This is a genomic window from Zestomonas carbonaria (genome assembly GCF_904061905.1).
GTDB classification, from domain to species: Bacteria; Pseudomonadota; Gammaproteobacteria; order Pseudomonadales; family Pseudomonadaceae; genus Aquipseudomonas; species Aquipseudomonas carbonaria.
The window spans coordinates 52,653-73,235 of record NZ_CAJFCI010000037.1 but is presented as its reverse complement, the minus strand read 5'-3'; the positions used below and the strand labels follow the sequence as shown (position 1 = coordinate 73,235).

Genomic DNA, 20,583 nt, shown 5'->3' with positions numbered 1-20,583 from the left:
ATACTAGCGCTCCGGCTTGACCCGGAACCAGGCCGCGTACAGCGCCGGCAGGAACAACAGGGTCAGCGCCGTGGCGACGATCAGGCCGCCCATGATCGCCACCGCCATCGGCCCGAAGAAGATACTGCGCGACAGCGGGATCATCGCCAGCACCGCCGCCAGGGCGGTCAGCACGATGGGCCGGAAGCGCCGCACGGTAGCCTCGATGATCGCGTGCCAGCGGTCCAGGCCGGCGGCGATGTCCTGCTCGATCTGGTCGACCAGGATCACCGAGTTGCGCATGATCATCCCCGCCAGGGCGATGGTGCCGAGCATGGCGACGAAGCCGAAGGGCTGGCGGAACAGCAGCAGGAACAGGGTCACGCCGATCAGCCCGAGCGGCGCGGTGAGGAACACCATGGCCGAGCGCGAGAAGCTCTTCAATTGCAGCATCAGCAGGGTCAGCACCACCACGATGAACAGCGGGATACCGGCATTTACCGACTTCTGCCCACGCGCGGAATCTTCCACCGTGCCGCCGATTTCCAGCAGGTAGCCGGACGGCAGCTCGGCGCGGATTTCATCGAGGGTCGGGTTGATCTGCGCGGTCACGCTGGCCGGCAACTGCTTGCCGTAGATATCGGCACGCACAGTGACGGTTGGCAGGCGGTTGCGGTGCCAGATGACGCCTTCTTCGAAGCCGTACTCGAGGGTGGCGATCTGCGACAGCGGTACGCTCTTGCCGGCGCTGGTCGGCACCGCCAGGCTCGGCAGCAGGCCCAGCTCCTTGCGCTCGTGCACGGTGCCACGCAGGAGGATGTCGATCAGTTCGTTGTCCTCACGGTACTGGCTGACCGGCGCACCGGTCAGCGAACTCTGCAGGAAACGCGACAGGTCGGCGGTGCTCACCCCGAGGGCGCGGGCGCGCTCCTGGTCGATGTGCAGGCGCACCACCTTGCTGGGTTCCTCCCAGTCCAGGTGCACGTTCACCACATGGGGATTCTCGCGGACCTTGTCGGCCACCTGGCGGGCCAGCGCGCGGACCTCGTCGATATGCTCGCCGGAGACGCGGAACTGCACCGGATAGCCGACCGGCGGGCCGTTCTCCAGCCGCGAGATACGCGAGCGCAGGCTGGGGAACTCGTCGTTCATCGTCTGGATCAGCCAGCTACGGATTTCCTCGCGCTCCTCGATGGTCTTCGCCAGCACCACGAACTGGGCGAAGCTGGCGGCCGGCAGTTGCTGGTCGAGCGGCAGGTAGAAACGCGGCGAACCGGTGCCGACGTAGGCCACGTAGTTGTCGATCCCCGGATGCTCCTTGAGCAGTCGTTCCAGGCGCTTGACCTCGACCTCGGTGTTGCTCAGCGAGGCGCCTTCTCCCAGCTTGAGGTCGACCATCAGCTCCAGGCGGCCGGAGGATGGGAAGAACTGCTGCGGCACGAAGCGGAACAGTGCCACCGAGGCGACGAAGGCCACCAGGGTCAGCAGGATCACCGTCTTGCGGCGGCGCACGCACCACTCCACCGTGCCGCGCACGCGGCGGTAGAACGGCGTCGAATAGGGATCGTGGCCCTTGTCGCTGCCGCCGTGCTTCGCCGCATGACGCTTGGCCAGGTCGGGCAGCAGGCGGTCGCCCAGGTAGGGCACGAACATCACCGCGGCGATCCACGACACCACCAGGGCGATGGTCACCACCTGGAAAATCGAGCGGGTGTATTCGCCGGTGCCGGACTGCGCGGTGGCGATCGGCAGGAAGCCGGCGGCGGTGATCAGCGTACCGGTGAGCATCGGGAAGGCCGTGCTGGTCCAGGCGAAGCTGGCCGCCTTGAGCCGGTCGTAGCCCTGCTCCATCTTGATCGCCATCATCTCCACCGCGATGATCGCGTCGTCCACCAGGAGCCCCAGCGCCAGCACCAGCGCGCCGAGGGAAATCTTGTGCAGGCCGATGCCCAGGTAATACATGATGGCGAAGGTCATCGCCAGCACCAGCGGGATGGACAGCGCCACCACCAGGCCGGTGCGCAGGCCGAGGGAGAAGAAACTCACCAGCAGGACGATGACCAGCGCCTCGGTGAGCACGCGGACGAACTCGCCGACGCCCATCTTCACCGCCGCCGGCTGGTCGGAAACCTTGCGCAGTTGCATGCCGGCCGGGAGGGTTTCCTGCAGGCGGGCGAACTCGCTTTCCAGCGCCTGGCCGAGGACCAGGATGTCGCCGCCGCTCTTCATCGACACGGCCAGGCCGATGGCGTCCTCGCCCATGAAGCGCATGCGTGGCGCCGGCGGATCGTTGAAACCGCGATGCACCTCGGCCACGTCGCCGATGCGGAAGGTGCGGTCGCCCACACGGATCGGGAAGTCGCGGATTTCCTTCACCGAATCGAACTTGCCGCTGACCCGCAGTTGCACGCGGTCACTGGCGGTCTCGAAGAAGCCGGCGGTGGCCACCGCGTTCTGCTCCTCCAGCGCCTGCTGCACGGAAGCCAACGGCAGGCCCAGGGTGGACAGCTTGGTGTTGGACAGCTCGATCCACACTTTCTCGTCCTGCAGGCCCAGCAGCTCGACCTTGCCGACGTCCTTGACCCGTTGCAGTTGCAACTGGATGCGGTCGGCGTAGTCCTTGAGCACCGCGTAGTCGAAGCCCTCGCCGGTCAGCGCATAGATATTGCCGAAGGTGGTGCCGAACTCGTCGTTGAAGAACGGCCCCTGGATGCCCTGCGGCAGGGTGTGGCGGATGTCGCTGACCTTCTTGCGTATCTGGTACCAGAGCTCGGGAATCTCCGACGAACGCATGGAGTCACGGGAGATGAAGGTCACCTGCGACACGCCGGGCCGCGAGAAGGAGACGATGCGGTCGTACTCGCCGGTCTCCATCAGCTTCTTCTCGATGCGCTCGGTGACCTGGCGGGACACCTCCTCGGCGCTCGCCCCCGGCCAATTGGTCTGCACCACCATGGCCTTGAAGGTGAACGGTGGGTCCTCGCTCTGGCCCAGCTTGGTGTAGGAGATGGCCCCGACGATGCCGAGCAGCAACATGACGTAGAGGACGATCTGACGGTTCTTCAGCGCCCATGCGGAGAGATTGAAATTCACCGTGCCTTACTCCTTGGCCAGCATTTTCACCGCACGGTTGGCGCGATCCACCGGACGCACCTCCTGTCCCTCACGCAGCACCTGGACACCGGCTGCAACCACCCAGTCCTCCGCCTTGAGGCCTTCGAGCACCGGCACGCGGTCCTCGCCGTAGGCACCGATGCGCACCGGCGTGCGCTTGACCCTGGAGCTCTCCGGATCGACCACCCAGACATAGGGAGAGCCGGCCTCGGCGGTCAGCGCGGACAGCGGCACCGACAGCGGCACCTCGCCATTGACCTGGACGAACACCCGCGCGCTCTGGCCGAGCTCGGCCGGCACCTTGGCGTCCTTGAAGGAAACCCGCGCGGCATAGGTACGCGACTGCGGATCGGCGGCCGGCGACAGCTCGCGGATACGACCGGGGAAGCGCTGGCCGGGCTGCGACCACAGCTCCACCGAGACGTCCTGGCCGATGCGGAAGCGGTCGATGGACTGCTCCGGCAGGCTGATCAGCACCTCGCGCTCACCGTCGGCGGCCAGGGTGAATACCGTCTGTCCGGCGGCGACCACCTGGCCGACCTCGACCCGGCGGGTGGAGATCACCCCGTCGGCCTGGGAACGCAGCACCGCATAACCGGCCTGGTTGTTGGCGACGTTGAACTCGGCGCGGATCTGCTTCAGCCGCGCCTCGCCGGCGCGGTACTGGTTTTCCACGGTATCGAACTGCGAATGGCTGATCAGTTGGCGGTCGAGCAGGGTCCGGTAGCGGTCACGCTCGGCGCGCACCAGCTTCAGGTTGGCCTCGGCGGCGGCCACCTGGGCGCGGCTCGCTTCCAGTTGCAGGCGCACGTCCTCGGGGTCCAGTTCGGCCAGCGGCTGGTCCTTCTTCACCCGCGCACCGCTGTCCACCAGGCGCTTGCTGACCTTGCCGCCGATACGGAACGCCAGCTCCGACTCGAAGCGCGCGCGCACCTCGCCGGGATAGGCCTCGACCGCGTCGGCGGCCGGCTGCGGCTGCACGACCATGGCGGGCCGGATGGACTGCTGGACTTGCTCGCCATTGCCGCAAGCGGCCAGCAGCAGGGCAAGGGTTAACGGCAGGATGCGAGGCAAAGCATGGCGCGACATGATGGCTGACCTTCCGCTCGGGGAGCTTGAATATTTATACTGCCGGGTATAGTAAAAATACAGAACTACCCAGTCCAGTATTCTCATAGAGAAAAAATCGCGGAATGTCAGACAAGTTATTACCACCCAGCGGCCCCGGTCGCCCGAAGGACCCGGCCAAGCGCCAGGCGATCCTTGAGGCGGCGAAAACCCTGTTCCTGCGCCACGGCTACGATGGCAGCAGCATGGACGCCATCGCCGCCGAGGCCGGGGTGTCCAAGCTCACGGTGTACAGCCATTTCACCGACAAGGAGACGCTGTTCTCCGCCGCGGTGAAGGCCAAGTGCGAGGAGCAGTTGCCCGAACTGCTGTTCGAGCTGGCCGAAGGGGTGCCGATCGAGACGGTGCTGCTGAACATCGGGCGCGGTTTCCACGTGCTGATCAGCAGCCGAGAGTCGATCGAACTGCACCGCCTGATGGTGGCTTCGGCCGCCCAGGACGCCAAGCTGGCCCACATCTTCTTCGCCGCCGGCCCGCAGCGCGTCATCGACGAGATGACCGACCTGCTCGGCCAGGTGCAGCGCAACGGCCTGCTGCGCATCGACAACCCGGTCCACGCCGCCGAGCACTTCTTCTGCCTGATCAAGGGCGGCCACAACTTCCGGCTGATGTGCGGCTGCGCCGAGCCGATGGAAACGGAAGACGCCGAAGCCCACGTGCGGGAGGTGGTGGAGTTGTTCATTCGGGCGTACAGGCCGTAGGGGGTATGGCCTGGTGTCCATGGGTAACCTTCGGGTGGGCTAGCAGCACCGCCCCTCTCCCGGAGGGAGAGGGGACTGTTCGGGGTTGGGATTCAAGCACGGAGCCAAGGGTTGGCACGTGAACGCCCTCTCCCTCCGGGAGAGGGCCGGGGTGAGGGGCCGCGCCATACCCCAGCGCCATGGCCCGAATTTCCCCCGTGCGTAGGGTGGGCTTCAGCCCACCAGAAAAGGACGAACCCCGCTCGGTGGGCTGAAGCCCACCCCACAGGTCACGCCTGCAGCTTCTTCAACGGATAGATGTCATAGCGGCTGGACTTGCCGTCCAGGCTGTAGCCGGGCTTCGGGCCTTCGATGATCGGCGCCTTGCGCGGGCGCTTGACCACCACCCGGTGCGTCGCCAGCGCCAGCGCCGCCTCGAGCAGCGCCGGGGCGTCCAGGTCGTCGCCCACCAGCGGGCGGAACAGGCGCATTTCCTTCTTCACCAGCGCGCTCTTGTCGCGATGCGGGAACATCGGGTCGAGGTAGATCACCTGCGGCGCCTCCCCTTCCCAGCCCTTCATCCGCTCGATGGCATTGCCGCCCAGCAGGCGCATGCGGGCAACGATCGGCCCCACCTCGAAATCGCCGGCGGCACGCGCCAGGCCATCCTCCAGCAACGCGGCGACCAGCGGCTGGCGCTCGATCAGGGTCAGTTCACAGCCGAGTGTGGCCAGCACGAAGGCATCGCGACCGAGCCCGGCGGTGGCATCCAGCACTCGCGGACGGATGCCGGACTGCACGCCGACCGCCTTGGCGATCATCTGCCCGCTGCCGCCACCGAACTTGCGCCGGTGCGCCGTCGCTCCCTCGACGAAGTCCACCCGTACCGGCCCCGGCGCCTGCGGGCCCAGCTCGGCCAGTTGCAGGCCGTCGTCGCCCAGTTGCAGGGCGAACTCCGCCTCGCCGTCCAGCGGCAGGCCAAGCCGCGCCGCCCAGGCTGCCGCCTGCGCTTCGTATACCGGCGCCAGCGCCTCGACCCTTACCCTCACCTGCTCTTCGCCCATCGTCGTATCGCCTGTCCGGAATGCGCCGGCGATTCTACCGACACATGCGGAACAGCCCCATAGCCAGGTGGAAACGAGCACGATGGGCGGCGTCGCATCAGGACTTGAACAGGTCGTTGATACGGTCGAACGGCATGGCGCGTCCGACGGCTGCCAGGCTGCGCTGCCCGATCAATTCCTCGGCAGCCGTGAAGAATGCCCCGTAGGCCACCCGCGCCAGGTTGGAGCCAAGACTGACCCGCTTGACGCCCAGCTCGGCCAGTTCGTCCAGCGACAGCCGCAACTGCGGCGATCCCACGAGCACGTTGACCGGACGCGGTGCCACGGCCTCGACCACCGCGCGGATTTCCTCGCGGGTGGTCAGCCCCGGCGCATAGAGCACGTCGGCGCCGGCCTCCGCATAGGCCACCAGGCGTCGCAGTGTGTCGTCCAGGTCACGCCGGCCATGCAGGAAGTTCTCCGCCCGCGCCGCCAGGGTGAAGGCGAATGGCAGGGAGCGCGCGGCGGCCACCGCCGCCTGGATGCGCTCGACCGCCAGTTCGAAGGGGTAGATCGGCGCATCCGACCGCCCCGTGGCGTCCTCGATGGAGCCGCCGACCAGGCCGACACGCGCCGCCTGGAGGATCGTCGAGGCGCATTGTTCCGGGGCATCGCCATAGCCGTTCTCGAGGTCGGCGGCCACCGGCAGGTCGGTCGCCTCGACTATCGCCCGGGCGTTGGCCAGCGCTTCCTCGCGGCTGACCGCCCCCTCCGCATCGCGCCGGCCCAGGGAAAACGCCAACCCGGCGCTGGTGGTGGCCAGGGCCTCGAAGCCCAGGGCGGCGAGCATCTTCGCCGACCCGGCGTCCCAGGGATTGGGCAGCACCAGCAGCCCCTCGCGCCGATGCAAGGCCCGGAAAATCTCACCGCGTTCGCTCCGAGAAAGCATACCCACCTCCGTTTCCGACGATGTCCACGAGGTTAGCGGATAACAGCAGGCTCACAGCAGACCGAGCTGCTCCACCTCTCCGTCGAGGCAACTCGCCAGCGCCGGCAGCCCGGGCAGGCGGGTCATCAGCGATTCATGGAAGCGCAGGGCCTGGGCGGCCGCCAGGTGGTTGTCCGGGGTATGCAGGAACACGTAGGGCGTGCGGCCCTCCTCGATCCAGGCGGCGGTCTTGTCCAGCCAGGGCTCGAGGTAGGCCTGGTTGGCGTCCAGGTCGGGGCCACCGATGAAACGCACCTGCGGACTCTGGCTGAAGGCTGCCGGGCGCACCGGCACCCTGGGCTTCTTCGACTGGGCGTGCAGCACCGCCGGATCGTCCGAACGGCAGGCGAACAGCGCCCGCGAATCGAGGCAGATGCGCTCCACCCCGCGCTCGTGCAGCAGGCGGTTGAGCGCCCGCTCCTCGTCGCCCTTGGCGAAGAACGCCGGGTGGCGCACTTCCACGGCGATGCGCCGATGGGCGAGGGCTTCCAGCCACACCGCCAGTTCGGCGAGACGCGGTGGGCCGAAACCGGCCGGCAATTGCAGCCACAATGGCGCGACCCGCTCCCCCAGCGGCGCCAGCAGGTCGAGGAAGGCCTGGGTGGCGTCCAGTTGGTCGCGCAGGTCACCGCCGTGGCTGATGTCGCGCGGCAGCTTGGCGCAGAAGCGGAAGTCCGCCGGCATCAGCTCGGCCCAGCGCTGTACCGTTGCCGAAGACGGGCGGGCGTAGAAAGTGGTGTTGCCCTCCACCGCGTTGAACACCCGGGCGTAGTGTTCGAGGCTGTCGGCCGGGCGCAGGTCGGCGGGATAGAAGCTGCCGCGCCAGGCCGGCTCGTTCCACGACGGGCAGCCGAGGTAGTAAGGCAACACGGGGAAATCAGGCGTAAAGATCGAGGCCGAGCACCTCGAGGGCATCGACGTCGGTGGAGTAGCTGGCGGTGCTGCCGTAGCTGGCCAGGGCCTGGGCGGCGTAGGCGTTCAGCGGGCGCTGGTAGGTGAGCGACTGGGCCGTGATCGGCAAACGATCCTCGCTGCTCGCCTCGACCCTGGCCGGCTGGGCGGGTTTCGGCGTCTCGGGACGCGCCTCGACTCCCTTCTTCACCTCGCCATAGGGCGTTACCGCCGTGCCCGTGCGGGCGCTGCGGTCCAGCGAGTAGGAAGAAGAGGAAAAGCCGTCGATGCGCATCGGGAAATCCGGGAATCGGGGAACGATTCAGCGTTGCTGATCCGACAATCTAACCAACGGTCAGAGCCAAGGCAATTGTCGTGAGTTGGGTGGTGGTCGGTGGTGGTTGGTTTTCTGGGTCCCCGCAGTTTCTGGGTCCCCGCGTTCGCGGGGATGACTCGGCTGGATCATTGCCGTGCCACCGTCGTCCTCGCGAACGCGGGGACCCAATGACAGGGCTCAGCCCCCCTTGGGGGTAGCCACCTGGTCGCGCAGGTACACCGGTTGCGCCTGGTCGGCCGGCAGCGCCTCGCCGCGCGCCCAGGCGAAGGTCGCCAGACTCAGCACATCCTCGGCATGGGGCAACAGGTTGCCGTCCTTGCTGGTCACCGGCACCGCCAGGCGGTCGGCGAAGGTGCCCCAGCCAGTGCCGGCGCCGAACCAGTCGCCACCGACGCCGCGCGGCAAGGCCGCACGCTCCGGCGGCAATACCGCCTCGCCGCCGAGCAGGCGCATCTCGCCCTCCTCGGCCCGGTAGCAGCCCCAGTAGACCTCGTCCATGCGCGCATCGATGGCCGCCGCCACCTGCCGCACGCCGCGCTCGCGCATGGTGCGCTGGGCCAGGGTGGCCAGGGTGGAAACCGGCAGCACCGGCCGGTCCAGCCCGAAGGCCAGGCCCTGGACCACGCCAATGGCGATACGTACCCCGGTGAAGGCGCCCGGCCCGCGCCCGAAGGCGATGGCGTCCAGGGCACCCAGGCCGACCCCGGCCTCGGCGAGCAGCGCCTTGATCATCGGCAGCAGGCGCTGGGCATGCAGGCGCGGAATCACCTCGTAGTGACTGAGTACACGCCCTTCATGCAGGAGGGCGACGGAACAGGCTTCGGTGGCGGTATCCAGGGCCAGCAGGGTGGTCATCGTGATTCGCACAGGCAAACGGAACGGGGCGGGCATTAAAACGGTTTGCGACCCTTTTTGCCAGCCGCGCGGCCCGCCGCGCCCTTTATCCCGGATCAGGCGGATAGGGTCTGTTGACGTTTCGGCGCGGCCGCGACGAAACATCAACAGATCCTAGCGGTGCAGTTGCTCCGGCTTGACCATCAGCCAGTTCCTGTCCGCCGTCACCGCCAGCCCCAGCTCGGCCTGGCGCCGGGCCGCCGAACCCTGCCAATCCGCGACCTGGCTCGTGTACTTGTCCTTGCGGTCGACCCACAGGCGCAGCCCGCCCTTGTCGACGTCGGTGCCGTTGAACAGCATGTAGCCGTCGGACAATGGCGTGTCCCCGGCCACCAGCACCGGCTTTCGCCACTGGTCGACCCAGGCGAGGATGGTGGCGAGCTTGCCTTCGTACCAGGTCATCGGGCCCGTCAGGTAGGGGGGCAGCTCCAGGTCGAGGTTGCCCACCGGATCGTAGTCACCCTGCCGGATCTGCAGGCGCGAACTGGTCAGCGCACCGCTGGCGCGATCCTTGAGCAGCAGGGTGACGCCGATGACGTTCTCCGGCTTGACGTTGTAGCCGTACTTCGGATCGCTGGCGATCATGCGCACGATCTCTTCGCTGGCAGCGGTCACCACGTAGACTTCGATGCCCTCCTCGCGCAGGCGGTTGTACAGCTCCTGCATGCCGGCGAAAGGCCTGGGCGGGGTGACACTGCCCTCGACTACCTTGTCGCCATCGTAGTAGCGGACGGGCACCGGTTCGCCGCTGGCCATCAAGGCATCGACATGGCCCTTCAGCTCGCGCAGGGTCAGGCCGGAGAAGATCTGCGCCACCCAGGGATAGCAGACCTGGTCGTCGATCTCGCACAGCCGGTAGTAGTAGCTGAAGAGGCTTTCCCGGAAACCGTCGCGGTCCCTGAACGGGATCAGCTTGAGCGAGGGGTCCATCTTTTCGCGGCTGAGGACGCCCTTCGCCTCCAGATAGGGCAGCAGGGACTCCTCGATATCGAACTGGTAGCTGGTGTTATCCATGTCGAACACCGCATAGGCACCCTGATTGGCATTGGCGGTGATCAGCTTCTCCAGTTCGGCGGCCGCCTCGTCCGGCCAGTGGCGCAGCTCGGTGGCGGCGCTGGCGCAGAAAGCCGCGACGGCCAGCCCAAGTCCCAGCATCCAGCGCTGAATGCATTCCATGGCGTTCTCCTTTGCACTTGAATGGTCGGGGCACCCGGCGGACACCCCGAACCATCGATACTAGGAGCGGATTCGAAGCGGACCAGCCTGAGAACGACATCCGCATAGGCAGGAGAGACCCGATCCGTAGGATGGGTTGAGCGAAGCGATACCCATCAAGCTCCGCCCGGCGGGAGGGCTGTGCCCTCCATGATGGGTTTCGCAGGCTCCACCCATCCTACGGGGAATCAATGGCGCGGAAACGACAACGGCCCGCAAAGGCGGGCCGTTGGCAAGACGCGAGGGGGCTCAGCTCAGCGCGGCAAACACCTTGGCGGTGATCTCTTCCACCGAGCCGACGCCAGCGACGGCGCTGTACTTCGGGGTGCCTTCGGCGGCAGCGAGCTTCTGGTAGAAATCGACCAGCGGCTTGGTCTGCGAGTGGTAGACCGACAGGCGGTGACGCACGGTCTCTTCCTTGTCGTCGTCGCGCTGGATCAGGTCCTCGCCGGTTTCGTCGTCCTTGCCGGCGACCTTCGGCGGGTTGTGCTCGACGTGGTAGACGCGGCCGGAAGCCGGATGCACGCGACGACCGGCGATGCGGCCGACGATTTCCTCGTCGTCCACGGCGATCTCGACCACGTGGTCGATGGTCACGCCGGCTTCCTTGAGCGCTTCGGCCTGCGGGATGGTGCGCGGGAAGCCGTCGAACAGGAAGCCATTGGCGCAATCGGGCTGGGCGATGCGTTCCTTGACCAGGTTGATGATCAGGTCGTCGGACACCAGGCCACCGCTTTCCATGACGCTCTTGGCCTTCAGGCCCAGTTCGGTGCCGGCCTTGACCGCAGCGCGCAGCATGTCGCCGGTGGAGATTTGCGGAATGCCGAACTTCTTGGTGATGAAGCCAGCCTGAGTACCTTTGCCGGCTCCGGGCGCTCCCAGCAGAATCACGCGCATTGATGTGCTCCTCAAGAGTAATTATTCGGTCGTCGGACTCGCCTCGTGGGGCTCATCTCAGTAGGGTCTTTCGATATCCGTCACGGCGCGCTGGGCGTGCCAAAAGGCTGATCAAGATACACAGCACCCCTAGGCTGCACAAGCCGCCGAAAGTCGGAACGAAATGGCCTCTAGCCGGTGTTGCGCAACCCCGCGGCGATCCCCGCGACACTCACCAGAAGGGCCTGCTCCAGGGGGCCGCCGGACTGATTTCCTGACTGCCTGGACCGGGCCAGAAGCTCCACCTGAAGCAGGTGCAGCGGGTCCAGGTAGGTGTTTCGAACGCTGATTGACTCCAGAGTCAACGGACTGTGTCCGAGCAGTTGCGACTGGCCGGTCAGACCCAGTACCGCGGCACAGGCCTGCGACAATAGGTCGCGTAGATGCGCGCCCAGCGGTTGCAGGGCGGGTTCCACCAGATGCTGGTCGTAGAGCGCGGCGATTTCCGCGTCGGCCTTGGCCAGCACCATCTCGAGCATGTCGATGCGGGTGCGGAAGAACGGCCAGTCGTCGCGCATGCGCTCCAGCAGCGCCTGGTCACCACGCTGCAGGGCATTGCCCAGCGCGCTTTCCCAGCCCAGCCAGGCCGGCAGCATCAGGCGGGTCTGGGTCCAGGCGAAGATCCAGGGGATCGCCCGCAGGCTCTCCACCCCACCCTGCCCGCGCTTGGCCGGCCGGCTGCCGAGCGGCAGGCGGGCCAGTTCCTGTTCCGGTGTGGCCTGGCGGAAATAGGCGACGAACTGCGGGTGTTCGCGCACCACCGAGCGATAGGCGTCCAGGCCGTCGGCGGCCAGGCGATCCATCAGGTCGCGCCACTCGGGACGGGGCACCGGTGGCGGTAGCAGGGTCGCCTCCAGCACGGCGGCCAGGTAGAGGTTGAGGTTCTGTTCGGCGATGTCCGGGAGGCCGAACTTGAAGCGGATCATCTCGCCCTGCTCGGTGGTGCGGAAACGCCCGGCCACCGAACCCGGTGGCTGCGAGAGAATCGCCGCGTGGGCCGGCCCGCCACCACGCCCGACCGTGCCGCCACGGCCGTGGAACAGCAGCAGCTCGACATCGTGGCGCCGGCAGATATCCACCAGCGCTTCCTGGGCGCGGTACTGCGCCCAGGCCGCCGCCGTGGTGCCGGCGTCCTTGGCCGAGTCGGAGTAGCCGATCATCACCTCCTGCGGGCCGTGCAGGCGCGCCCGGTAGCCCGGCAGGCCGAGCAGGCGGTCGATCGCCGGGCCGGCGTTGTCCAGGTCGTCGAGGGTCTCGAACAGCGGCGCCACACGCATCGGCCGTTGCAGGCCGGCCTCCTTGAGCAGCAATTGCACGGCGAGCACGTCGGAGGGCGCGCCGGCCATGGAGATCACGTAGGAACCCAGCGAGGCCGCCGGCGCCGCTGCCACCACCCGGCAGGTGGCGAGCACTTCGGCGGTATCCGCCGAAGGCCGGTACTGGCTCGGGAGCAGCGGGCGGCGGTTGTCCAGCTCGCGCATCAGGAAAGCGACACGGGTGTCCTCGTCCCATTCGGCGTAACGGCCGAGTCCCAGGTAATCGGTGATTTCGTCGAGCGCCGCGGCGTGGCGGGCGGCGTCCTGGCGGATGTCCAGGCGCACCAGGAACAGCCCGAAGGTGGCGGCGCGGCGCAGGCAGTCGAGCAGCGCCCCATCGGCGATCACGCCCATGCCGCAGGCATGCAGCGATTGATAGCAGAGCTCCAGCGGCCCGAGCAGTTCGCGGTTGTCGTGCAGCACCTCGGGGCCAGGCGGGATATCCGCCTCCAGCGCCGCCTGGGCCCAGGCGCGGGTGGCGCGCAGGCGTTCGCGCAATAGCTTGAGCACGGAGCGATACGGCTCGGGATGCACGCCGACCTGCAACCGCAGTTCCTCGCTGGCCTGCTGCATGGACAGCCCGGCGGCCAGTTCGTCGACGTCGCGCAGGTACAGGTCGGCGGCCATCCAGCGCGCCAGCAGCAGCACTTCGCGGGTCACCTTGGAGGTGACGTTGGGGTTGCCGTCGCGGTCGCCGCCCATCCACGAGGCGAAACGCACCGGCGCCGCCTGCAACGGCAGGCGCAGACCGGTGACGGCCCGCAACGCGGCATCCACGCCGCGCAGGAAGGCCGGGACCGCCTGCCACAGCGAATGCTCGATCACCGCGAAGCCCCATTTCGCCTCGTCCACGGGAGTCGGACGGCTGCGGCGGATTTCCTCGGTATGCCAGGCCTCGGCGATCAGCCGGCGCAGGCGCTCACGCCCCTGCTGACGCTCGCGCGGACTGAGGTCGGCATGGTCCTGGGCCGCCAGTTGCGCGGCGATGGCGTCGTATTTCTGGATCAGCGTGCGGCGCGCCACCTCGGTGGGATGGGCGGTGAGCACCAGTTCGATGTCCAGCCGGCCCAGTTGCCGGGCCAGGGCTTCGGCGTCGTGGCCATCGGCGAGCAGGCGCTCGAGCAACTCGGGCAGCACCCGCGCCTCGAACGGTTCGGGCTCGCCGGGAGCCAGTCGCCGCACGCGGTGATACTGCTCGGCGATGTTGGCCAGGTTGAGGAACTGGTTGAACGCCCGCGCCACCGGCAGCAGTTCGTCCTCGGCGAGGCCGTTCAGGGTGCTGGCAAGCTGCTCGGCGCCGGCCGCGGAACCGCGCCGGGCGGTCTTGGCGCCCTTGCGGATGCGCTCGATCTTGTCGAGGAAAGCCTCGCCATGCTGCGCCCGTATGGTGTCTCCAAGCAGTTCGCCGAGCAGGTGCACGTCTTCGCGCAGGCGCGCGTCGATTTCCGCCATGTCCGTTCTCTCCTCGATGCCTCGGGCCAGGGCCTGCCGCCGCGCCGTCACAGCCACGGCGAAACGTCGGCAACCCCTAGAGTGGCCCAGCGCGCCAAGTTCTTACAAGCGCGCGACAGAATGGCCGCTGGCCGCGCGGGAGCGAACTAGGCTGAAGACAGGCGGGTTCCAGAAGGACTTCGCCGCCGTTCGGAAGGGACGGGGAAAGCTCATTGTCGCCCGCCGACCGCGGGACGCCGGAAGAGGTGTATATGAAAATCCGCGAACTGATTCGCCATTGGGAACAGAACGCCAAGGGACGCCTGACACGCAGCACCTACCAGCTCCATCTCGACCTCGAGTCGGCCGCCCGGCTCGCCGCGCTGGCCGAGATGTATCCCAAGCGCAATGTCGAGGAACTGCTCGGCGAACTGGTCAGCTCCGCCCTGGAAGAGCTGGAAACCAGCCTGCCCTACGTCAAGGGCAGCCAGGTGGTGGCCACCGACGAGATGGGCGACCCGCTCTACGAGGACATCGGCCCGACGCCGCGCTTCCTGGCCCTGTCGCGCAAGTACCTGCACGAACTGAGCCTGCAGAACGACAGCGCCAAGCACTGAGTCTCCGCCCTCCCCCGGAGGGCGCGTGTCATTTGATTTCCTGCGGGGTTTCCTGGCCGGCGCAGCGCACTGCCTTCTTGCGATCGTCCACCAGCACGCCGGAAAGACCTTTCTGCTGGGTATCGAACAGCACCAGCACCCCATCGATGCACATCGCCACCTGGCGCGCCGGCTCCAGCGACAGCTTGACGTCTTCGCCCGGCACCGTCTTGAGCATGGTGAACTCGGCCAGCAGGCGGGCGTCCTCCGGCTTGGCGAAATGCAGGTAGCCGTAGTACCAGAGCGAGCCGACCGTGACGATGACGCTGGCGATGGCGGTGAGGATCAGGGGGATGGCGTTGCGTTCTGCACTCATTGCGGACTCTCGGGATTGGGAAGTTCGGCCAGCCGTTGCAGGTCGATGAAGCCTTTCGGGTCATCGAGGAAGTGCAGCATCACTTCGCGCCAGGCCGGCTCGGCGAAGGTCTGCACATGGCCGCCACGGGTCGGCTGGAATGCCCGGGGCGGGGGCGCAGCTTGATACAAGCGCACGCCGTTGGAAAGGGGGACCACCTGATCCTCGGCACTGTGGTAGACCAGCAGCGGCACGCCTTCCAGCCGGTGGATCGAGCGGATGGCGCTGTCGCCGTCCGGCACCAGCCAGCTCAGCGGCACTTGCAGCGGCCAGGTCAGCCAGGCGCCGGACAGCGCGTGGCGGGCGACATCCCGGTAGCTGGCCGGCACGCCATCGAGCACCAGCGCCTCGAGCGCGCGGTAGCGCCGTGGGTTTTCGGCGAGGTAGTGCACCGCCAGGGCACCGCCGATGCTCTGCCCGAGCAGGACCAGCGGCTTGCCTCGCACGTCCGGCGCCCGCTCCAGCCAGGCGAAGGCGGCCTCGATGTCCTGGTACAGCTCCGGCAGCTCCGGCGTGCCCTCGGAAAGCCCGTAGCCCCGGTAATCCAGCAGCAGCACCTGGTAGCCCTGCTCGGGCAGCCACCAGCTTCCGCCGAGGTGGCTGGCGATATTGCCGCCGTTGCCGTGCAGGTGCAGCACGGTGCCCCTGACCGCCACGCCGGACTTGGCCGGCAGCCACCAGGCGTGCAGGCGGGTGCCGTCGGCGGCGGTCAGCTCGACGTCGCGGTAGGCCAGGCCGACCCTTTCCGGAGTGAACGGCAGGCCAGGCTCGGGGTAGAACAGCAGGCGGCTGCAACCGGACAGCAGGATGACGAGCAGCAGGGGCAAGGTGTGGAGAAGCGATCTGGTCATCGGGTGGCTATCTCGCCGGGTGGCGTGGGTGGGTGTGCTCGATTCTGGCCACGGAGTCGGTCTCATGATCCGCCCCTCACCCTAACCCTCTCCCGGAGGGAGAGGGGACTTGTTCGGCGTGGCCGGCAAGCTCGATGCTTGATCCATGCTCCGAATGCCCCTCTCCCTCTGGAGCGGGGCACGCAGCCAGGGCTGGGGTGAGGGGCGGTGTCTCCTTATGCCCCGAACCTCCCCACCTCCCGGCAAGCGGTGCGCACGGCACACCCTACGGCCAGAACCTACAGAATATTGGCGTAATCCGCCTCTATGCGGTCAAGGCTCAGGTGGTTGAGGAAGTTGGAGAAGCACATCCAGGCCGACAGCGCGTTGAGGTCGCGGAACTGCGGGGGCAGGTAGATCGGCGGGATCACCAGGCCCTCGTCGACCAGTTGGCGCAGGGTGCGCATGTCTTCCAGGGTGGTCTTGCCGCAGAACAGCAGCGGGATCTGCTCCAGCTTGCCCTTGCGCACCGCGAGCTGGATGTAGTTGTAGATCAGGATGAAGCCCTTCAGGTAGGACAGGTCCTTGGTGAACGGCAGGCCGCTCGGCGTCGAGCCGCGGAACACCCGGCTGGCGCTGCCGTAGCTCTCCTCCAGGCCGTAGCCCTGCTCGCGGTAGAAGCGGTAGACCTCCATGAAGTCCGCGCCCTCCTCGGCCATGTGGATGGCGCGGGTGCGGTTGGTCAGCTTGCGCAGGCGGGTCGGGTAGGAGGCGAAGGCGATCACTTCCATGAGGATGGCCAGGCCTTCCTGGGTCACGGTCGAGGACGGTGGGCCCTTGGAAAGGAAGGTGCAGATCGGCTGGTTCAGGCCGTTCAGCGTGGTGCCGACGTGGACCAGCCCCTCGTGGACCTCCAGGGCGCGCACGTCGCGCGTATTGAACAGCGCGTCGGCGCGCACCTTGATGTAGTCGGCGCCGGCCGCCGCGTCGGCGACGATGCCGTCGGATTCGAGCACGCGGATGGTGTCGTCGCCGAACACCGCGCTCAGCCGGCTCTGCAGCATGGCCACGGCTTCCTTGGCGGTGAGCGACTTGGGCTCGTCCTCGAGGTCGCCACGGGCAGCGATGTTGTTCAGGTAGTCGGAGAGCATCAGGCCGAGGTCGGCGAGGGTCGGGTCGCCGGCGTGGAAGGCATCCGAGGCCGCGCCGTAGAGCTCCTGGGAGATCAGCCCGAAGTCGGATGTGCCGCGCGCCTGGAGCATGCGGATGACCATCCGGTATTCCTTGCACATGCGCCGCATGATCTGCCCGACCGGGTTGAACTGGCCGAGCCGTCGGGTGATGTCGCGCTCGATGTTCTGGAATTCCTGCTTCTTCGCCTCCGGGTCGAAGGCCAGCGGGCGTCCTTCATAGTAGGCGCGGTCCACCGCCGGGGGCTGCTTGCCCTTGTGCTTGAAGAAGTCCTGGCGGATGTTCTCGTCCCACTTCACCGCATCCAGCACACGGATCGGCGCCTGGGCCTCGACCAGCCGGTCGGACAGCGAGCGGATGGTCAACTGGTATTCATCGAGCACGATATGGTCGTTCATCCCTCGGCCTCGCTCGCCAGTCACTGGCCACTGCGCTGGAAGCGCGCCGCCTCGATGAACACATCGGCATTGGCCGGGTCGTCCAGGTAGTCGAATACCCGCTCCAGCGGGCTGGTGAGCAGCGCGCCGTCGCCTTCCGGGGTCTCGAAGCGGCGCCCCTGCAAGGCGCCCTCTTCCATCTCCTGGTGGATGCGGTCGACATCGATGTTGTAGAGCACCAGCTCGTTGTCCTTGGTCAGTTCGAAGCCGGCGAGGGCGAAGTTGGCCCCGAGGCTCTTCGGCAGGCCGACGGAGATGTACCAGCGGTCGCCGTGGTGGGCGACGGTGAAACCGTATTCCCTGAGGCTGTCGATATCGTCCGGGCTGTTCACGTAGGTGACCGCCTTGTAGACATTGGAGCCGGCCCGGCTGACCTCCAGGTATTGCTGCTCGCCCCACTCGTTCCGGCGCGTCCAGTCGCCGAGCAGCGGGATCGGCGCGGCCTCGTTGGCCGGGATCGGGTCATTCAGGGTGACCAGACAGCCGCTCAACAGCAGGAAGGACATGGCGAACAGCAGGCGCCAGGCTTTCATTGCGCACTCCTTGTGAGAACTCGGGTCAACCCTGGTGTGTTTCGTTCTAACCCTAGCAAAGGATGCACAGCGACTCCCTCCGTCCACGCGCCCCGCAGCGGGCGCTCGGTTCATTCCATAAACATATGACAAACCCCGCGGCTGCGGGGTTCAGAAGGTGAGGCTAAAGGCCTAGAACCAGGTACATGTACCGCTTGAGAATGGCCAGCATGTCCACGTTGTCCAGATGGTCCACTCCGTCGATAAGGCCCTGATATTCCATCCGCTCGATGATACCCGTCAACACCTTGGCGTCCTGTTCCGGCTGCCGGGAACCGAGCACCTCGAAGAAGTGGGTGACGCCCTGCGACAGGATCCGCCGGTGCGAGCGCACCAGTTCGTGCAGGCGCGGATTGAGCAGGGCTTCCTGCTGGAAGGCGCGCTCGGCGAGCAGGTGGTCGCGGCGGGTCATCAGTTGCTGGCGGACGTATTCCACGGCCAGTTCGGCGATGTCGTCGGCCAGCTTGCGGCGCGCCTCCATGCTTCCGTCGAGCTGGCCGACCTTCTCCAGCAGCATCCCCTCGGTGGAAGCCCAGAACTCCGCCAGGGCCGCCGCGCTGCGCTCGACGAACTGGGCGAAGGTGTCGGTGATCAGGTCGTTGATGTCCTTGAAGTAGTAGGTGGTCGCCGACAGCGGCACCTCGGCCTCGGCGGCCACCGCACGATGGCGCACCGCGCGCACGCCGTCGCGGACGATGATGCGCATGGCGGCATCGAGGATCGCCTGGCGCCGCTGCTCGCTCCCCTGGCGGCTGGCCTTGCGACCCTGGTACTGGACACTTTCGGCGACGGCACTGGCCACTGTGGCCGCGCGATCGGGGCTGGAGGGCTGCGTCACGATGCGTGCTCACCTCGAATAAGCGGGGACTCAAGATTCATTGTGGAACGTTCCCGGACGGAATCAATGGCAATTCGCCACGAAACATAAAAGCCGTCCGGGAAGCAGGTGCCGACAGGCCGAAGCCCGCCTTCCGCAGGGTGCGCCGCGCGCACCGTTCAGCGGGGGAAAGGGCTCGCGGCGCAGCCTACGAGAGCGGAACGCCTCAGGCCTGCGGACGCATGTGCGGGAACAGGATGACGTCGCGGATCGACGGCGAGTTGGTGAGCAGCATCACCAGGCGGTCGATGCCGATGCCTTCGCCGGCGGTCGGCGGCATGCCGTATTCCAGGGCACGGACGAAGTCGGCGTCATAGTGCATGGCCTCGTCGTCGCCGGCGTCCTTGTCGGCCACCTGCTGCATGAAGCGCGCGGCCTGGTCTTCGGCGTCGTTGAGCTCGGAATAGGCGTTGGCGATCTCTCGGCCGCCGATGAACAGCTCGAAGCGGTCGGTGACGCTCGGATCGTCGTCGCTGCGACGGGCCAGGGGCGACACTTCGAACGGGTAGCGGGTGATGAAGGTCGGCTGTTCCAGCTTGTGCTCGACCAGCTCCTCGAAAATCATCGTCTGCAGCTTGCCCAGGCCCTCGAAGCCCTTGACGTCGGCACCGGCCTTCTTGGCGATGGCACGGGCCCTGTCGATGTCGCGCAGGTCCTCGGCGGAGATTTCCGGGTTGAACTTGAGGATCGAGTCGAACACCGACAGGCGCGCGAACGGCTCGCCGAAGTGGAAGACCTTGTCGCCGTAAGGGACGTCGGTGGTGCCGAGCACCGCCTGGGCCAACTCGCGGAACAGCTCCTCGGTCAGGTCCATGTTGTCTTCGTAGTCGGCGTAGGCCTGGTAGAACTCGAGCATGGTGAACTCGGGGTTGTGCCGGGTCGAGACGCCTTCGTTGCGGAAGTTGCGGTTGATCTCGAAGACCTTCTCGAAGCCGCCGACCACCAGGCGCTTGAGGTACAGCTCAGGGGCGATGCGCAGGAACATGGCCATGTCCAGCGCGTTGTGGTGGGTCTCGAAGGGCTTGGCAGCCGCGCCGCCGGGGATGGTCTGCAGCATCGGGGTTTCCACTTCGAGGAAACCGCGCTCGCTGAGGAAGCGGCGGATGTGGGCGATCACCTGGGAGCGCACGCGGAAGGTCTCGCGCACTTCCTCGTTGACGATCAGGTCGACGTAGCGCTGGCGGTAGCGCTGCTCGGTGTCGGTCAGGCCGTGGTGCTTGTCCGGCAGCGGGCGCAGCGACTTGGTCAGCAGGCGCACGTTGGTCATGTCGACGTACAGGTCGCCCTTGCCGGAACGCGCCAGGGTGCCTTCGGCGGCGACGATGTCGCCCAGATCGAAGTGCTTGACCGCTTCCAGGGTCTCGGGAGACAGCACCTTGCGGTTGACGTAGACCTGCAGGCGGCCGGTCATGTCCTGGATGACCATGAAGGCACCACGGTTGAGCATGATGCGCCCGGCGACCTTGACCGGGATGGCCAGCGCCTCCAGCTCTTCCTTGCTCTTGCCTTCGTACTGTTTCTGCAGGTCGGCGCAATAGCTGTCGCGGCGGAAATCGTTGGGGAAGGCGTTGCCCTGCTCACGGACGGCGGCAAGCTTTTCCTTGCGCAAGGCAATCAGCTTGTTTTCTTCCTGTTGCCCATCGTCTTGAGTAGGGGCGTGCTGGTCGAGTGGTAGGTCGGTCATTTCGGGTGTTCCCGGTATGTCATTTCAAT

General features: G+C 66.9%; 18 protein-coding genes. 2 read left to right on the top strand and 16 right to left on the bottom strand.

Annotated features, from left to right (window positions below; all coding sequences use genetic code 11):
* Window positions 1–3: 3 nt before the first annotated feature.
* Both PSEWESI4_RS09150 and PSEWESI4_RS09145 read right to left on the bottom strand, forming a co-directional pair.
* A complete protein-coding gene (locus tag PSEWESI4_RS09150) occupies window positions 4–3,072 on the bottom strand; it encodes an efflux RND transporter permease subunit (protein ID WP_187670890.1) in 3,069 nt (1,022 codons plus the stop codon).
* A gap of 6 nt (window positions 3,073–3,078) precedes the next feature.
* Window positions 3,079–4,182 carry an efflux RND transporter periplasmic adaptor subunit gene (locus PSEWESI4_RS09145; RefSeq protein WP_187670889.1) on the bottom strand — a complete coding sequence of 368 codons (1,104 nt, stop codon included), beginning with the start codon at window positions 4,180–4,182 and terminating at the stop codon, window positions 3,079–3,081.
* Window positions 4,183–4,286: 104 nt separating this feature from the next.
* Between PSEWESI4_RS09145 and PSEWESI4_RS09140 the strand changes: the two genes are divergently transcribed.
* Window positions 4,287–4,922, top strand: a complete 636-nt coding sequence (locus PSEWESI4_RS09140; RefSeq protein WP_187670888.1) for a TetR/AcrR family transcriptional regulator — start codon at window positions 4,287–4,289, stop codon at window positions 4,920–4,922.
* Between the two features lie 269 nt (window positions 4,923–5,191).
* On the opposite strand, the gene PSEWESI4_RS09135 is transcribed toward PSEWESI4_RS09140, so the two are convergent.
* The 8 genes from PSEWESI4_RS09135 to ppc form a co-directional block, all read right to left on the bottom strand.
* Window positions 5,192–5,965: a class I SAM-dependent methyltransferase gene (locus PSEWESI4_RS09135; protein ID WP_187670887.1), complete on the bottom strand. Its 774-nt coding sequence runs from the start codon at window positions 5,963–5,965 to the stop codon at window positions 5,192–5,194.
* Between the two features lie 97 nt (window positions 5,966–6,062).
* Entirely contained in the window at window positions 6,063–6,893 is an 831-nt protein-coding gene (locus PSEWESI4_RS09130) for an isocitrate lyase/PEP mutase family protein (protein ID WP_187670886.1), read from the bottom strand.
* Between the two features lie 51 nt (window positions 6,894–6,944).
* Entirely contained in the window at window positions 6,945–7,847 is a 903-nt protein-coding gene (locus PSEWESI4_RS09125; RefSeq protein WP_187670885.1) for a DUF72 domain-containing protein, read from the bottom strand.
* Entirely contained in the window at window positions 7,810–8,118 is a 309-nt protein-coding gene (locus PSEWESI4_RS09120; protein ID WP_187670884.1) for a hypothetical protein, read from the bottom strand. Before PSEWESI4_RS09120 ends, PSEWESI4_RS09125 begins: the two co-directional genes overlap by 38 nt.
* Before the next feature lie 219 nt (window positions 8,119–8,337).
* The gene (tsaB, locus tag PSEWESI4_RS09115; protein WP_187670883.1) at window positions 8,338–9,015 is read right to left on the bottom strand and encodes a tRNA (adenosine(37)-N6)-threonylcarbamoyltransferase complex dimerization subunit type 1 TsaB; all 678 of its coding nucleotides are present in this window, start codon (window positions 9,013–9,015) and stop codon (window positions 8,338–8,340) included.
* 153 nt (window positions 9,016–9,168) lie between these two features.
* The gene (locus PSEWESI4_RS09110) at window positions 9,169–10,230 is read right to left on the bottom strand and encodes an HAD family hydrolase (RefSeq protein ID WP_187670882.1); all 1,062 of its coding nucleotides are present in this window, start codon (window positions 10,228–10,230) and stop codon (window positions 9,169–9,171) included.
* 288 nt (window positions 10,231–10,518) lie between these two features.
* On the bottom strand, window positions 10,519–11,166 hold the full coding sequence (adk, locus tag PSEWESI4_RS09105; RefSeq protein ID WP_187670881.1) for an adenylate kinase: 648 nt from the start codon (window positions 11,164–11,166) through the stop codon (window positions 10,519–10,521).
* Window positions 11,167–11,336: 170 nt separating this feature from the next.
* Window positions 11,337–13,973 (bottom strand): phosphoenolpyruvate carboxylase, encoded by a 2,637-nt coding sequence (ppc, locus tag PSEWESI4_RS09100; RefSeq protein ID WP_187670880.1) that lies wholly within the window; start codon window positions 13,971–13,973, stop codon window positions 11,337–11,339.
* Window positions 13,974–14,224: 251 nt separating this feature from the next.
* Here ppc and PSEWESI4_RS09095 point away from each other — a divergent pair, with 251 nt between their 5' ends.
* Window positions 14,225–14,569, top strand: a complete 345-nt coding sequence (locus PSEWESI4_RS09095) for a pilin assembly protein (protein ID WP_187670879.1) — start codon at window positions 14,225–14,227, stop codon at window positions 14,567–14,569.
* A 28-nt stretch (window positions 14,570–14,597) separates the two neighbouring features.
* Here PSEWESI4_RS09095 and PSEWESI4_RS09090 read toward each other — a convergent pair whose 3' ends face one another.
* The 6 genes from PSEWESI4_RS09090 to lysS all read right to left on the bottom strand — a co-directional run bounded on the left by PSEWESI4_RS09090 (window position 14,598) and on the right by lysS (window position 20,554).
* A complete protein-coding gene (locus tag PSEWESI4_RS09090; RefSeq protein WP_187670878.1) occupies window positions 14,598–14,924 on the bottom strand; it encodes a hypothetical protein in 327 nt (108 codons plus the stop codon).
* A complete protein-coding gene (locus PSEWESI4_RS09085; protein WP_328821830.1) occupies window positions 14,921–15,880 on the bottom strand; it encodes an alpha/beta hydrolase in 960 nt (319 codons plus the stop codon). Before PSEWESI4_RS09085 ends, PSEWESI4_RS09090 begins: the two co-directional genes overlap by 4 nt.
* A 212-nt stretch (window positions 15,881–16,092) precedes the next feature.
* Window positions 16,093–17,382 (bottom strand): flavohemoglobin expression-modulating QEGLA motif protein, encoded by a 1,290-nt coding sequence (locus PSEWESI4_RS09080; RefSeq protein ID WP_187670876.1) that lies wholly within the window; start codon window positions 17,380–17,382, stop codon window positions 16,093–16,095.
* Between the two features lie 20 nt (window positions 17,383–17,402).
* Window positions 17,403–17,954: a hypothetical protein gene (locus tag PSEWESI4_RS09075; RefSeq protein ID WP_187670875.1), complete on the bottom strand. Its 552-nt coding sequence runs from the start codon at window positions 17,952–17,954 to the stop codon at window positions 17,403–17,405.
* A gap of 163 nt (window positions 17,955–18,117) precedes the next feature.
* Window positions 18,118–18,831, bottom strand: coding sequence for a TetR/AcrR family transcriptional regulator (locus PSEWESI4_RS09070; protein WP_408004291.1), 714 nt, complete (start codon window positions 18,829–18,831; stop codon window positions 18,118–18,120).
* A 205-nt stretch (window positions 18,832–19,036) separates the two neighbouring features.
* A complete protein-coding gene (gene lysS, locus PSEWESI4_RS09065) occupies window positions 19,037–20,554 on the bottom strand; it encodes a lysine--tRNA ligase (RefSeq protein ID WP_187670874.1) in 1,518 nt (505 codons plus the stop codon).
* Between the last annotated feature and the right edge of the window lie 29 nt (window positions 20,555–20,583).

Bases quoted from the DNA above. Each gene is read 5' to 3' on its own strand.
- adk (WP_187670881.1), bottom strand. From the start codon at position 11,166: ATGCGCGTGATTCTGCTGGGAGCGCCCGGAGCCGGCAAAGGTACTCAG.
- lysS (WP_187670874.1), bottom strand. From the start codon at position 20,554: ATGACCGACCTACCACTCGACCAGCACGCCCCTACTCAAGACGATGGG.
- PSEWESI4_RS09120 (WP_187670884.1), bottom strand. From the start codon at position 8,118: ATGCGCATCGACGGCTTTTCCTCTTCTTCCTACTCGCTGGACCGCAGC.
- PSEWESI4_RS09085 (WP_328821830.1), bottom strand. From the start codon at position 15,880: ATGAGACCGACTCCGTGGCCAGAATCGAGCACACCCACCCACGCCACC.
- PSEWESI4_RS09075 (WP_187670875.1), bottom strand. From the start codon at position 17,954: ATGAAAGCCTGGCGCCTGCTGTTCGCCATGTCCTTCCTGCTGTTGAGC.
- PSEWESI4_RS09135 (WP_187670887.1), bottom strand. From the start codon at position 5,965: ATGGGCGAAGAGCAGGTGAGGGTAAGGGTCGAGGCGCTGGCGCCGGTA.
- ppc (WP_187670880.1), bottom strand. From the start codon at position 13,973: ATGGCGGAAATCGACGCGCGCCTGCGCGAAGACGTGCACCTGCTCGGC.
- PSEWESI4_RS09080 (WP_187670876.1), bottom strand. From the start codon at position 17,382: ATGAACGACCATATCGTGCTCGATGAATACCAGTTGACCATCCGCTCG.
- PSEWESI4_RS09130 (WP_187670886.1), bottom strand. From the start codon at position 6,893: ATGCTTTCTCGGAGCGAACGCGGTGAGATTTTCCGGGCCTTGCATCGG.
- PSEWESI4_RS09110 (WP_187670882.1), bottom strand. From the start codon at position 10,230: ATGGAATGCATTCAGCGCTGGATGCTGGGACTTGGGCTGGCCGTCGCG.
- PSEWESI4_RS09095 (WP_187670879.1), top strand. From the start codon at position 14,225: ATGAAAATCCGCGAACTGATTCGCCATTGGGAACAGAACGCCAAGGGA.
- PSEWESI4_RS09125 (WP_187670885.1), bottom strand. From the start codon at position 7,847: ATGCCCTCGAGGTGCTCGGCCTCGATCTTTACGCCTGATTTCCCCGTG.
- PSEWESI4_RS09090 (WP_187670878.1), bottom strand. From the start codon at position 14,924: ATGAGTGCAGAACGCAACGCCATCCCCCTGATCCTCACCGCCATCGCC.
- PSEWESI4_RS09140 (WP_187670888.1), top strand. From the start codon at position 4,287: ATGTCAGACAAGTTATTACCACCCAGCGGCCCCGGTCGCCCGAAGGAC.
- tsaB (WP_187670883.1), bottom strand. From the start codon at position 9,015: ATGACCACCCTGCTGGCCCTGGATACCGCCACCGAAGCCTGTTCCGTC.
- PSEWESI4_RS09145 (WP_187670889.1), bottom strand. From the start codon at position 4,182: ATGTCGCGCCATGCTTTGCCTCGCATCCTGCCGTTAACCCTTGCCCTG.